The sequence below is a fragment of the Mucilaginibacter gilvus genome (assembly GCF_004054195.1).
Taxonomy (GTDB): Bacteria; Bacteroidota; Bacteroidia; order Sphingobacteriales; family Sphingobacteriaceae; genus Mucilaginibacter; species Mucilaginibacter gilvus.
This window is the reverse complement of sequence record NZ_SBIW01000007.1, coordinates 137,052-150,367: the sequence shown is the minus strand read 5'-3', so window position 1 is coordinate 150,367 and position 13,316 is coordinate 137,052. Positions and strand designations below refer to the sequence as shown.

General features: G+C 45.0%; 7 protein-coding genes. All 7 read right to left on the bottom strand.

Annotation, left to right across the window (positions count from 1 at the left end):
* Window positions 1-2 precede the first annotated feature (2 nt).
* Complete coding sequence (locus tag EPL05_RS15045) at window positions 3-1,400, bottom strand: MFS transporter (protein WP_128534805.1); 1,398 nt, start codon at window positions 1,398-1,400, stop codon at window positions 3-5.
* Window positions 1,397-3,250 (bottom strand): glycoside hydrolase family 13 protein, encoded by a 1,854-nt coding sequence (locus EPL05_RS15040; protein WP_128534804.1) that lies wholly within the window; start codon window positions 3,248-3,250, stop codon window positions 1,397-1,399. The genes EPL05_RS15045 and EPL05_RS15040 overlap by 4 nt, the downstream gene beginning before the upstream one ends.
* Window positions 3,251-3,352: 102 nt before the next feature.
* Window positions 3,353-4,444, bottom strand: a complete 1,092-nt coding sequence (locus EPL05_RS15035; protein ID WP_128534803.1) for a SusE domain-containing protein — start codon at window positions 4,442-4,444, stop codon at window positions 3,353-3,355.
* 82 nt (window positions 4,445-4,526) lie between these two features.
* Window positions 4,527-6,110: a RagB/SusD family nutrient uptake outer membrane protein gene (locus EPL05_RS15030; protein ID WP_128534802.1), complete on the bottom strand. Its 1,584-nt coding sequence runs from the start codon at window positions 6,108-6,110 to the stop codon at window positions 4,527-4,529.
* A gap of 46 nt (window positions 6,111-6,156) precedes the next feature.
* The gene (locus EPL05_RS15025) at window positions 6,157-9,168 is read right to left on the bottom strand and encodes a SusC/RagA family TonB-linked outer membrane protein (protein WP_128534801.1); all 3,012 of its coding nucleotides are present in this window, start codon (window positions 9,166-9,168) and stop codon (window positions 6,157-6,159) included.
* Between the two features lie 689 nt (window positions 9,169-9,857).
* Window positions 9,858-11,423: a DUF6377 domain-containing protein gene (locus EPL05_RS15020; RefSeq protein ID WP_128534800.1), complete on the bottom strand. Its 1,566-nt coding sequence runs from the start codon at window positions 11,421-11,423 to the stop codon at window positions 9,858-9,860.
* A gap of 331 nt (window positions 11,424-11,754) precedes the next feature.
* Window positions 11,755-13,290: a RagB/SusD family nutrient uptake outer membrane protein gene (locus EPL05_RS15015; RefSeq protein WP_128534799.1), complete on the bottom strand. Its 1,536-nt coding sequence runs from the start codon at window positions 13,288-13,290 to the stop codon at window positions 11,755-11,757.
* Between the last annotated feature and the right edge of the window lie 26 nt (window positions 13,291-13,316).

Below are 13,316 nucleotides of genomic sequence, written 5' to 3'. Positions count from 1 at the left end.
TTCTAATTTATACTGGTTAATTTTTTTGAGAGCCGGATGTCCCGGTCGTCCTGTACGTACAATACCGATATCGCGGCGCAAAGCATAAAAATACCTGCCAGCACCAGCGCGTAAATGGGCTGCCCACCAAACAGGTTTTTCACTATCCAACCACCAAAAAAGCCATTGATAATTTGTGGAAAAGTGATAAAGAAGTTGAATATGCCCATATAAACCCCCATTTTTTTCGCGGGGATAGAACCTGATAATATAGCATATGGCATTGCCAGGATGCTGGCCCAGGCCAAGCCTATACCCGTCATGGAAACAATGAGCATCTTCGGGTCGGTGACAAAAAATATGGATATTAAACCCACGCCACCGGCCAGCAACGAAAACGCGTGCGCTATTTTACGGCTGGTTAACCTGGCAATGGATGGCAGGCAAAGCGCGTAAATGGCCGACACACCATTATACACCCCAAACATAAGCGTAACCCAATCACCGGCTTTAGCAAAATTTGCCGACGTAGTATCCTTTGGAGCTACATGAAAAACATGCTGCGCGATGGCAGGCGAAGCAAAAACCCACATGGAGAACAGCGCGAACCAGGAGAAGAACTGCACCAGGCCCAACTGACGCATGGCCGTTGGCATCATCGAAAAATCTTTAAAAATAACCGAAAGACCTTTGTTTGTTTCTTCAGGTTCGTCCGGGTGAAAAGTTGCATACTCGGCAGGGGAGTATTCCTTAGTTTTGAAGATCGTCCACAACAGGCAGGAAATAAGCACGATACCGCCTACGTAAAAGGAGTATATCACATTATTTTGCACATGGCCTGCTGCAACCTGCTGGGTGCCGGTAAATTGGGTTATCACCCAAGGCAATACTGAACCCGCCACCGCTCCGATTCCTATCAGAAAGGTTTGTACCGAAAAGCCAAGACTGCGCTGGCTATCGGGCAGGTTATCGCCAATGAGCGCCCTGAACGGCTCCATAGCTACATTGAACGATGCATCCATGATCATGAGCACACCTGCGCCTACCATTGCGGGAGGCAAGAACAATAACAAAGATGCATTGGGCATAAAGAACAATGCGATTGCTGAGAGGATACCGCCCGCTAAAAAGTACGGTTTGCGGCGTCCCAGCTTGTTCCAGGTACGGTCGCTGTAGTGGCCGATGATGGGCTGAACGATCATCCCGGTAATCGGCGCTGCCAGCCAAAAGAGCGATAAATGCTCTACATCGGCCCCAAAGCTTTGCAGAATGCGCGAGGCATTCCCGTTTTGCAGGGCAAAGCCAAACTGGATCCCCAGAAAGCCAAAGCTCATGTTGAATATTTGCCAAAAGCTAAGCTTAGGGCGCTGGTTAACAGCGGCCTTAACGGGCTGTTTTATATTTTCTTTTAAAGCTGTCATTTAGTTAATTCAATAATGAGTGCGGTTTTGGCAGGGATAGCTACCTGTTTCAAGTTAGCCAATTTTTCGTGGGTAATAATGTTTACGCCGCCGTTAAATCCGGCCATCCGCTCGTTAAAATATTCGGTATCTAAAACCGCGTCCTTTTCATCACCGTTGTAGGTTATCATCACCGTTTTTTGAGCATCGTACCTGAAATAGGTATAAATACCATTACGCGGTATGTATTGCATTAATTTACCGGTTTGCAGGGCCGTGGTATTTTTGCGGTAGTTAGCCAGTGTGCGTACAAAATCAAAGGCTTCGTTCTCTTTCTTGTCGCGACCTGCTGCTGTAAACTTATCCTTCTTATCCCCTGCCCAACCGCCAGAGAAATCCTCGCGGACCAAACCATCGGGGTTGGAGTAACCTTTCATCAAAATCTCATCGCCGTAATACATCTGTGGCACGCCACGCATGGTTAGCAACATAGCTATGCCGGATTTGAATTTGGTAAAATCCTCATTTACGTTGGAGTAAAAACGACTCATATCGTGGTTATCTAAGAAGATGGTATTGCGGGTAGCATCCTGGTACATAAAATCCTGGGCCACGATGTTGTACAGCCTGTTAACGCCGTCTGTCCACCCTTCTTTGCCGTTAAGGGCTTCGGTAATAGCATCTTTTATCTGCGCATCGGTAATACCCGGTAACTGGGTATCAAAACCGCGGTTTACGGTATTGCCCTGTGTAAAATAAGCCTGGTTAGCTACCGACCATACCAGCGTTTCGCCAAAAATGGAAAGGTGTGGAAACTCGGCTTTTATTTTTTTCGCCCAATCGGCCATGTAAACGGGGTCGTTATACGGATAGGTGTCCAACCGGAAACCATCTATGCCGGCGTACTCTACCCACCAGATATGGTTTTGGGTAAGGTAGTTTTGCACGTAGGGGTTGCTTTGGTTAACATCTGCCATCCGGCGATCGAACCACCCATCCAGCATTTGTTTTTTATCGGCAGCGGCGCCATGCGGGTCCATCACAGCGGCGTCCCTAAAATTTGAGTTGGTGTATTTTGGCCACTGGTGTACCCAGCTTTTCATCGGCATATCTTTTATCAGCCAGCTTTCGGTACCTATGTGGTTATGCACCAGATCTTTTATTACTTTTAAACCTATAGCATGGCTTTTATTCACGTAGGTTTTAAAGAGTTCGTTGGTGCCGTAGCGCGGGTCTATTTTGTAATAATCGGTTACGGCATAGCCATGGTACGATGCATGTGGCTCGTCGTTCTCGATTTCCGGGGTCATCCAGATGGTGGTTACGCCAAGGTCTTTTAAATAACCCAAATGGTTAATTAAGCCCTGGATATCGCCGCCATGGCGCGAGTACATCGAATCGCGGTGCAAACCAGTCTCCAACATACCGGGTACTACATCATTTGATGGGTCGCCGTTTGCAAAACGATCAGGCATCAGCAGGTAAATCAAATCTTTACTGGTAACGCCCTGCGCCCATTGCGGCGTGCTGTTGCGGGTTTTTAGTTCATAATTATAAACCAAATCTTTTTGCCCTGCTTTTTTAAAGGTAATTGGAAATTTACCGGCGCGGGTTGTGGTGCTGATTGTAAGATCGAGAAATAAATAGTCGCTGTTTTCTACTTTGTGTACAGCGGTTAGCTTTACGCCGGGGTAGTTGAGGCTAACCGTACTGCCGGCGATTCTATCGCCGTGAACGATCAGCTGCACCTTTGGATTTTTAAAACCAACCCACCAAAATGCAGGCTCCACACGCTCGAGCGCCGGGACCTGTGCAAGCGCCCCGCCTGCAAACATCAGGAAGGCAAGTGTAATTTTTAACCTTAATTTCATATCTGTTTTAATTGGCAAATAACAGCGCCAGATGCGCTGCAGATAAAGATCAGGAAGCAAATAAAATGGCCAACCCCTGAATCGGGATTGGCCATTGAGGTATTATTGTTTTACAGACGTGTATTTAGCCGTAAGATCTGTGTTGATCTTACCCAATTTGTCAATATCAGCACTGTAATCTTTATAAATTGGAGTGATGCTTACCTTATAATTACCGGCAGTTGTAATGGGAATATTGTTGTTATCGTTATTGTTTAAGAAAGTGCCATCACCACCTGTTTTAGGTATGCCATAGCTGTTCGCCCAGGCATGGTTCATTCTAAATTTAAATTCGCCGACAACCATTGGCACAACGCCTTCCCAAGCCAGGGTACCGTTATTATATTTCAAATCAATATCAGCACTCCAGTCACTTCCTACAGGCGCATTGCCAATTGCAGCCATGTAATCAGCAGGTGCCATAGTCATAGTCCCGGCATTTAAATCAACAGTAAAGTAATAGTTGCCAGCTGCCGGTGCATTAATGTCGCCACCGCTTGTGCTTATTTTATTGCCGCCAGTGCTTCCGTAAGCCACATCCCATTTCTTTTGAGGGGTAATTTTAAAACCCAGGTTTCCCGGAGTGAATTTTATTATCCCTGTATAAACGCCGTTACCCGTTGCAGATTGCAAGCTATCGGCAGTTGGCGGGTTCCAGCCCTGGTATGCACCTGGTACATAAATATAAGCCACCAACGCAAATGGCGTAGCAGTAACGGTAACCACGTTGGAGTATTCAATGCCGGCAGTTGAACTTAACGACGTTTTTAAGCGCATCTCTAATTGCGAGGGCACGCCTGTAGCCAGGTTCATGGAGAGCAGCAGGTTGTTAAAATCCTGCACGGTGTAGCTTTTGCTAAGCGCGCCTGCCGATAATGACACCTCCCTTGGGGTTGCAAAGCTGGTGCCTTTAACCGCAATTTGCAGGGTGTTTATAGTTGCTGCACTGTAACCGTAAGCTTGTGGCGTACCGGTTATGGTGATGGCATTTTCGGTTAAATTGGCTTTAGATAAAGCCGGTGAAGTGGTTGATGTGGTTAAAGAGCCGGGGGTGCCGGTTTGGGCCACGGTGCGCACTTCATCTTTTTTGCATGATGCCAACGCCAACAAGGCCAGGCAGCTGAATGCTAAAAATTTGGTAGTTAATTTTTTCATCGTTAATACTTAAATGTTAAATAAGTTTTATGTTATTGCCATATATACAGGCCCGGTTTTACCCGGGCCTGCTATTTATTTTTTAGTATCCCGGGTTTTGAACCAATGTTGGGTTGGCCGTGATATCATCTGTTGGGATAGGATAAATGTTCCTGAAGTCTTCAACAGACCTGCCACCTGTTACACCACCTTTAAATGGCCACAGGTAAGTTGCAGTAGTAAACTTGCCATAACGTACCAGATCTGTACGGCGGAAGCCTTCCCAATATAATTCGCGCGCCCTTTCGTCCAATATAAAATCGAGCGAAATAGTTGCTACGTTACCGCTGGCGTTGCCGTAAGCGCGGTTACGGATAAGGTTGATATAGTTTACAGCTGTGCCCATAACGCCGCCTGTACCGCCTCGCAATGTAGCTTCAGCGTAGATTAAGTACATTTCTGATAAACGGAAAAGAGGGAAATCTACGTCAGAAAAATCTAAGCTCTGCCCTGCTGCGCCAGTACGTGTTACGTTGCGGTATTTGGTAACTGCAAAGCCATCGGTAAACACGCTCTGATCTTTTATCTCCAGGTTTTGGCCTGTAGTGTAAAACTGTGAACGTTTGTCTGCAGTGCCGGTATAATCAGGGAAAAGGTTTGGTAAATTCTTGGTAGTACGTGCACCGCCCCAGCCGCCGCTGATACCAAAATTACTTGCCGACTCCGACCCGCCAACCGGCGCATGGGTTAAGAAAGTAGTACCACCGTAGCTTTGTGTGCGCAGCCCATCATAGTTTATGGTAAGGATGTTTTCGCTGGTGTTTGCCTGGTTATCTGCCAGCATGATGTTTTGATAGTTATTGATCAGTGAATAACCTGCGCCAATAACTCTGCCAGCGTAATCAATAGCTTCGGCGTACTTTTTGGTGCCGGTGTAAACCTCAGCATTTAGGTACAAACGGGCTAATAATGCCCATGATGCTGCCTTATCAGCACGGCCATATTCGTTTGATTTTGGCGCTGCCAAAGCAGGCTCAATAGCTTTCAATTCAGTTTCTACGTAAGCAAACAGTGTTTTACGATCCGCTTGTTTTGGTACGGTTACGCCAATCAGGTCGGTTTCTGTAACCAATGGCACGTTACCGTACATATCTAACAAAACCCAGTACTGGAACGCTCTTAAAAAACGTGCCTCTGCACGGAATTGGCGGATTTTATCAGCATCAGCACCGGAAATTCCGCGGCTGCTCATCTGGTCATCAGCAGATTGCCTGATGAACTCATTGGCAAGCGTAACCTGGTAAAGGCTGCGGTAGTATAATCCTTTTAAGAAAGGGTTGGCGGCAGACCAGTTCATGTTATGGAAATCCTGGATGCCTACATCTCCCCAGGCAATTACGGCCTCATCGGTGCTCAGTTCCTGCGCTTTCCAGTACAATCTCAAAAAGTCTGAAGTACCTTCGTCAATACCCTGTACATCGCCGTTACCTGCGGGGCCCTGGTTACCTGTTAGTGCAAACGCGCCGTAAACCTTGGCAAATGCTTGCTTGTAACCCGCGGCTGAGGCGTACACCGTAGTCGAGGTGATATCATTCGTAGGCAACAGGTCGAGCTTTTTGGTGCACGACACCAGGCTGCCGGTTAGCATTACTACGATGAATGCTTTTATGGTCAAGTTCTTTTTCATATCGCTTTATTTATTAGCTGTATGTATATAAATAATATACTAATGATTAAAATTTAAGGTTTAAGCCAAACACAAACGTGCGCGGGCGCGGGTAGATATTGTTATCAATACCACCGCCTACCTCCGGGTCTACACCTTTGTAGTTTGTAATGGTAAACACATTTTGCACGTTAGCGCTTACGCTTAACGAGGCGCTGCTGCGCAACACTTTACCAAAATTATAACCAAGGCTGGCGTTATCCATTTTCACAAAAGACGCGTTCTGAACGTAGTAATCAGATAACACATTCTTATCGTTAGCGCCTATTAAACCACTTTCCAATACGTTGGCTGAACCATTGTTGAGGTAACCCAGCGGGTTAAGGATGCTGTTTCGGGTGCCGGTGCTCGAGAATACGTTGTTATAAGCGTAGTTACCTGCATTGGCACGCATTACAACGGCCAGGTTGAAGTTTTTGTAGGTTACATTGCTGGAGAAACCAAAGATATATTTTGGATCTGCCTGTTTGTATAGGTAAAGATCCTTATCGTTGATAGTGCCGTCACCATTACGGTCAACATATACATTATCAATTGGTTTACCATCGGTACCATACACCTGTTGGTATACATAAAACGCTGCCCTTGGTTGGCCGACGTAATTACGCTGAATGTTGGTTCCTGTTCCGCCTGAAACTCCGCCTATTGCATTTCCGGTGGCATTAGGGTCATTCACGAAAGTAAGTTTGGTTACTTTGTTGGTATTGTAAGTGGCATTAAATGCAACATCCCAGGTTACATCTTTGCGTCTTACCACCTGCGCGGTAATGGCAAACTCAATCCCCTTATTTACCATGTTACCTACATTGGTTACAAATTTGTTAGAGAAGCCTGAACCAGCCGCTATGGTAACTTCACCCAAAAGGTCTTTTGTTTCTTTGTAGTAGGCATCAATACTACCGCTTATGCGACCGTTAAGAAAGCCGTAGTCTATACCCACATTGGTGGTAGCACTCTGCTCCCATTTACGTTTAGGGTCATAGGCCACCGGGCGGTAAAGCTGGTAAAAAGTATCGCCCAACTGGTACGATGCTGTTTGTGAGCTTAAGCTGTAGTATGGTGTGTAGGCATAGTTAGTTAAGCCGTCCTGCTGGCCAGTTAAGCCGTAACCAACACGCAGTTTCAAATCAGAAAGTACTTTATTATCCCTCAGAAAAGATTCTTCTTTGATCTTCCAGGCGAACGCGCCTGAAGGGAACACCGCGTAGCGGTTAAGCGGACTAAACCTTGATGAACCATCGCGGCGGATTGTACCGGTTAACAGGTACTTGTTTGCGTAAGTATAATTCAAACGGCCGTAGTATGACAGCAGCGTATTCTCCGGCTTATCAAATGGAAAAGTTGGTGTGGTTACTACCGTTCCGTCCGAAGTAACATCCGGGAAGCCATAGTTTTTAGTGGCATAATCGTAGTAAGCGTAACCTGCAACCGCGTCTATCCTGCTATCGATTGATTTGATATTCTTAGCATAATTTAAATAAGCTTCGAAAGTGGTGTTGAGGATAGTAGTGCGGTACTGGTTGTTTACACCACCGTGCAATACGTTGTTGGCATCTTTAAACCTGTTAAAGCTTGCAGCCGCGGTAGACGGAACCACAATGGTGCCTTTACCTTCAGATGCATCGTAACCTAAGTTTACGTTGGCGTGCAGATCCGGCAGGAAGTGGAATTTATAATCGAGTTGGGCGTTGCCTATGCTTCTTTTAACGTCGCTTTTATCATAACGCTGTTCTAACAAACCTACCGGGTTACGCGGTGCTAATTGTTTCAAGCCTGTTGCGGATGATGGGTCCGAATCGAGGTATTCGTAGAAACCGCCGTACTTGTCGTTACCGGATTGTACCGGTTTGGTAGGATCGAAACTAACCGCTGCACCGATAGCACCCTGGTTTGCAAAACGGGCTTTGCTTGCCGAACCTTTTACGTTGATATCCAATTTTATATGGTTATCTAAAAACTTTGGTGTTACATTGATAGACGCTGACGCCCTGTTTAAATATCCTGTTCTGAGGATACCTTTCTGATCGAGATAACCAACAGATACACGGTAAGGTAAGTTTTTAAATCCACCGGCAACACTCAGGTTATTGTCGTTGCTGATAGCTGTTTGGTAGATCTCTTTTTGCCAGTCGGTATTGGCATCACCCAGTAATGCCTGGAAAGCAGCACTGCCATTTGCCTTTACGTAGGCCCTTAGTTGATCGCCGGTTAAAACGGGTACTTCTTTAGATAATTTAGAAACAGACACCTGTGTATTAAAGTTTACCTGTGCTTTGCCTGCAACACCTTTTTTGGTGGTGATGATAATTACACCGTTAGATGCCCTTGAACCATAAATGGCTGTTGCCGACGCGTCTTTCAATACGCTAAAGGTTTCAATATCATTCGGGTTGATAAGGCTTAGTGCGCTTGGTGCACCAGCTATACCGTCGTTGCTTAATTGCACACCGTCTATCACAATTAAAGGGTCGTTACTCGCGTTTAGCGAAGCACCGCCACGAACACGGATGGTGCTACCTGCACCCGGCGCGCCGCCATTTGAAGTGATAGATACACCGGCAACCTTGCCCGCAATTAACTGCTCGGGCGAAGTAATGTTACCCGTTTGGAAGTCTTTTGAACTTACGGTGGTAACAGAACCGGTAAGGTCCTTCTTTTTAACCGTACCGTAGCCGATCACCACAATTTCGCTAAGCGATTTTGATGATGGCTGTAGGTTAAAGTTTACAGTTGCGTTATCGGCAGCAATAGTTACCGTTTTTGGCTCCGAGGTGTAGCCAATAAAACTCGCCGTTAAGGTGTAGGTGCCGGCTCTTAAGCCGGTAATGCGGTAGATGCCATTAACATCGGTAGCACTGGCCGTGTTTGTGCCCGATATTAATACCGTTGCCCCGGGTAAAGCCTGGTTGTTCTCGTCAACCACTTTACCGGTAATGCTTCTTGTTTGTGCAAATATCGCCTGCGATATAAACAGCATTGCAAAAAAGAGCAGATACTTTTTTAGGTAATTGTTTCTCATGTAATTAATTGGGTTAATAGTTGGATTAGTAAGTTGCTTTGTAAAATCTGCGGGTAATGGTGGTCACAGCGCCCTAAAGGCGGTTAATATCCTCTCAGGTTGAATGATCCATTATCTCCATCATTTATCGTTCTGTAACAATTGTTGTTTCTTTCCGCATAGATCCAATCGTAGAGGGGCGCAACACAGCTGCAAACACAGAAGTTTAGCGGCAAAACCCTGCCGGCCCACGATCAAAAAAATACTGTAAGAAAAATGTTTAATTGGCTTATTCCCGCTGTACCGCCCCGGTTATGGGGATAGTGTATTGCGACAAGACAAAGTAAATCAGCAAAAAAACGCCAACCTATTTATTTACTCAAAATTTAAACGAAAAGTGATTTATAAAAAATCAACCTATTGATAAATAACAACTTACAAAACAAAAAATTTAGAAAATTTAATGGGTGTAGAAGTATTTAGATACACTAAGGGGGGTTATATAAAGTTTTAAGCCTGTTTTTTTTTTCAAAAAACAGGCTATTATCACCCCTATCTGCTGAAGCGTCAAGCCGCGAAAAAACACCCCGTAGGATATAAAGGTAAATCAGGCGGAAAAACGGGCTTAAGATTGAGGAGGTGCCTTAGTGTAAGTATTAAATTACAGCACTTTTAATAACCTTTTGGAAAGGTTAAGCGAGGATAATAGGTTACGACTTGCCATTGATATCGACAGCCTTAATAGCCATTATACGGTGATCAAACTCGTCGCCATGGATAATGGCTTTGGCTTTGATACGCATTTTGTAAACGTAAATGGTCTTTTCAGAATATTCCAATATTTTAGCAATGGTCTCCGTATCGGTGATGCCCATACGCATCAGGGCGAAGATGCGCAAGTCGGTAGTAAGTACCTCGTTCTCTTTGGGCCAGATCTGGTTTTCCTTTTTAAACAAGGTGTTAAACTCTTCCACAAAATTTGGGAAGATTTTAATAAACACTTGATCGAAGGTGTTAAACAAGGTTTCGCGCTCCTTTTTAATATTAATGTTGTTAGCCATTAACTGCAGGTCGTCGTATTTTTTTGCAGGCAGCTTGCTATCTACTGACCGCTTGATCCGCTCCAGTTGGAGTATGTAACCCGAGATAACGTTAAAAAAGTACCCAATGTAGTCTTCCTTTATCTTGGTGCCTTCCATCAGTTTCTCATTCACTTTCTCAATTATCTTTTCCTTAACTTTTAGCTTTTTATTACGCTTATACAACAAAATAGAAACCACGATGATAGAAGCCGCTAAAACCGTGATCATACTCAGGCTGCGGATGTAAAGCTTCTCTTCCCGTTCTATAAACAATAGTTTTTCGGATGCAACAATGGGCAGCAGGGTACCTATCTGCACTTTACGTTGCCTGGCTCCATAAAATTCGGCATCGGCGAGGGCGTGTTCCAGCGCCACATAGGCGTTTTTGATATCTCCTTTTTTATACAAGATCTCGGCGAGCCAAAAAAGGGCGATAGTTTCTTTAGTTGATGAGCGGATATCGCTGATGGTAGCCTGGATCAGCAATTTGATGCTTTTTTCCTGCTGCGGTGTATTCAGGTAAACATTACTTAATGTGGATGTAACAATGGCCTTCTGGTGTTCGGTAAGTGTTTTGGAATTTAACAGCTTGTAAAAAACAACGGCCGCCTCATCATTAAAACCGTTCTTAAACTTTTTATACCCGGTAAAGTAAATATTATCGTACGAACCGGGTTTGCTTAAAGCAATGGCCGAATCGATATACTTGTTGGCCGTAGCAGTATAAGCCGGTGCATAATGCTTGTCGCTGTTGTAATTGGCCAGGTCGTAATAAGCACGCATGACGATAGAATAGTACTCCACCTTGGCGCCGTTATCCAGATCGTGCACATCAATACCCCGCATACTTTCGAAGGTTTCTTTAAACATGCCCGATGAGAGCAGGATAAAGCCAACCTTTATTTTGCTAAAATCTTCTTTTGGTTTATCGTGGATGGTGCTGCTGATGGACAGCAGTTTATTGGCATATACATAGGCAGAATCGTACTGGTACGATTTATACGCCTCATATAGTTTATTACATGCATCAAACTGGCCTTTTAGGTTTTCGGCGCTTACCTGGTTAAGTGTATTTTTTAGGGCACGGATTTGCGCCTCCTTTCGCCCGTCGTAAATACCTTTCCGGCCAAATTCTACCTTCAATTCCTCAAACGAATCATTTGTTTGAGAATCAGCAAGCAGGACAAAAGGCATTAAAACGAAAAAACAGAGTAGCAATCCTCTCATAATCAGGCAAAAAGCGGAGTTAGTGTGGCTAACTACAATTACCCTAAAGATATGCAATTTTAAAACAACAAATAAAAGGCAACATTTACCCCCTCGGATTGAAAAGCAAGTGAGGAATTTTCGGGCGTATCGCGCTTGTCGCCGCGGTGCGCGATCACATCTACTTTTTTTTCAATTGGCCATGAGGCCAGCCGATAGCAAAAAGGCGCAGAGCATTGAACGTTTCATATCAAACATTTAAAAAGTAATGAAAAAGGGGGAAGAATATTATCCCTCCCCTCTTTAATCTTTTTGATAATCAATAACCCGGGTTTTGATACATCTTAGCCGGGTCCAGCTTGTACTCATCAAAAGGTATAGGGTAATAACGGTCCTTAGTGGTAAAGTTTGCCAGCTGGGCCGATCCGAAATCTGCCTGTGCTTTGGTTTTAAAGTATGCCACCAATTCGTCTGTAGTGAAGAATCTTTGCAGATCGAACCAACGGTGATGCTCAAACGCCAGTTCTACACGGCGTTCGTGCAAGATAGCCAGCTTTAAAGTGGGGAATTTGGCGCTGTAAGCCGGGGTTGCCATAGCGGTTACATAAGGCGCAACGCCTGCACGGGCGCGTACCATATCTAAATATTGTATAGCCGTGGCGTTATCGCCCAGGTACATGTTCACTTCGGCCAGCATTAAAATCACATCGGCATAACGGATCAAGATCCAGTCGTTACCGCCGTAGCCTAATTTACCGGCAGCATCGCTTATATCCCTAAATTTGGTAACAAAGTAATCCTTTACAATAGGGTCGTTGGCAAGCTTAACGGAGTAAGCCATGCGGGGGTCACCGGTTTCGTATTCGTTAACCAAATCATGTGTTACATTGTAGCCCACGCCCGAAGAAGCTTTTTGCGAGTTGATGGTTTCGCCTTTGGCCTGGAAATTACCGGCTATAGATGAGCTGTAGGCAATATCACCCTGCCTGTTCACTATCTGGAAGATGAGTTCCGGGCAGGTAGATTTTTTGCTTACGTCAAACACATCGGTATAAGGGATGTTGCTAAGCGCACCAAACGACTTCATGTTATAAGCGTTGGTAAGGTATGTTTTTGCTTTAGCCAGGTTGTCTGCCCGGGTAGCGGCATCCAGCGTAGTTGCCATGGTTAAATATACCTGGCCCAAAAGCGCGTTTGCTGCCGCTTTTGATGTACGGCCTACGCCCGCACCTGTTTGCAGGTTAGGAAGCGGGCTGTTGTTGATCACATCGGTAAGGTCTGCTACTATCTGTCCATAAACAACCGTTTGCTTTTCGCGAAAGGTAGCCGCGGCTACTTCTGTTGATGATAGTTGCTTGGTTACCAACGGCACGTCGCCCCAAAGGCGCACTAAATGGAAATAAACCAGCGCCCGCAAAAATTTTGCTTCGGCAGTGTATTGCAGCTTTAGGTTCTGATCGGTGAACGGTACCGCGTCTATGTGCGATAATACCACATTTGCACGTGTAACCGTACCGTATAACGATACCCAATGGCTTTTTAAGTAAGTATTGCTGGGCAAAATAGAAAAGTTGTTGAACTGGAACGGTTCGCCAGCATTACTCTGGTTATCATTGGTACCGGTATCGTCAGAACGCTGATCGGTCCAAAGGTCGCTGCTTTCGCCGATGTTATTACCGCTTCTTAACGATTCGTAAATACCGTTTACGGCCAGTAATATATCATTGGGCGACTTGAAGTTATTGTCCAATGTAATTGCGTTTGGGTCCGTTTCTTCTAAAAAGCTTTTTTTACATGCCGGGCTTATGATTATCAATGCTGCCAGGCAAACTATAGCTATAAATTTCTTTTTCATCTCTGTATTCTCTTTTATTATAATCC

Coding starts and splice junctions, on each gene's coding strand:
- EPL05_RS15040 (WP_128534804.1), bottom strand. CDS start 3,250: ATGAAATTAAGGTTAAAAATTACACTTGCCTTCCTGATGTTTGCAGGC.
- EPL05_RS15030 (WP_128534802.1), bottom strand. CDS start 6,110: ATGAAAAAGAACTTGACCATAAAAGCATTCATCGTAGTAATGCTAACC.
- EPL05_RS15035 (WP_128534803.1), bottom strand. CDS start 4,444: ATGAAAAAATTAACTACCAAATTTTTAGCATTCAGCTGCCTGGCCTTG.
- EPL05_RS15025 (WP_128534801.1), bottom strand. CDS start 9,168: ATGAGAAACAATTACCTAAAAAAGTATCTGCTCTTTTTTGCAATGCTG.
- EPL05_RS15020 (WP_128534800.1), bottom strand. CDS start 11,423: ATGCCTTTTGTCCTGCTTGCTGATTCTCAAACAAATGATTCGTTTGAG.
- EPL05_RS15045 (WP_128534805.1), bottom strand. CDS start 1,400: ATGACAGCTTTAAAAGAAAATATAAAACAGCCCGTTAAGGCCGCTGTT.
- EPL05_RS15015 (WP_128534799.1), bottom strand. CDS start 13,290: ATGAAAAAGAAATTTATAGCTATAGTTTGCCTGGCAGCATTGATAATC.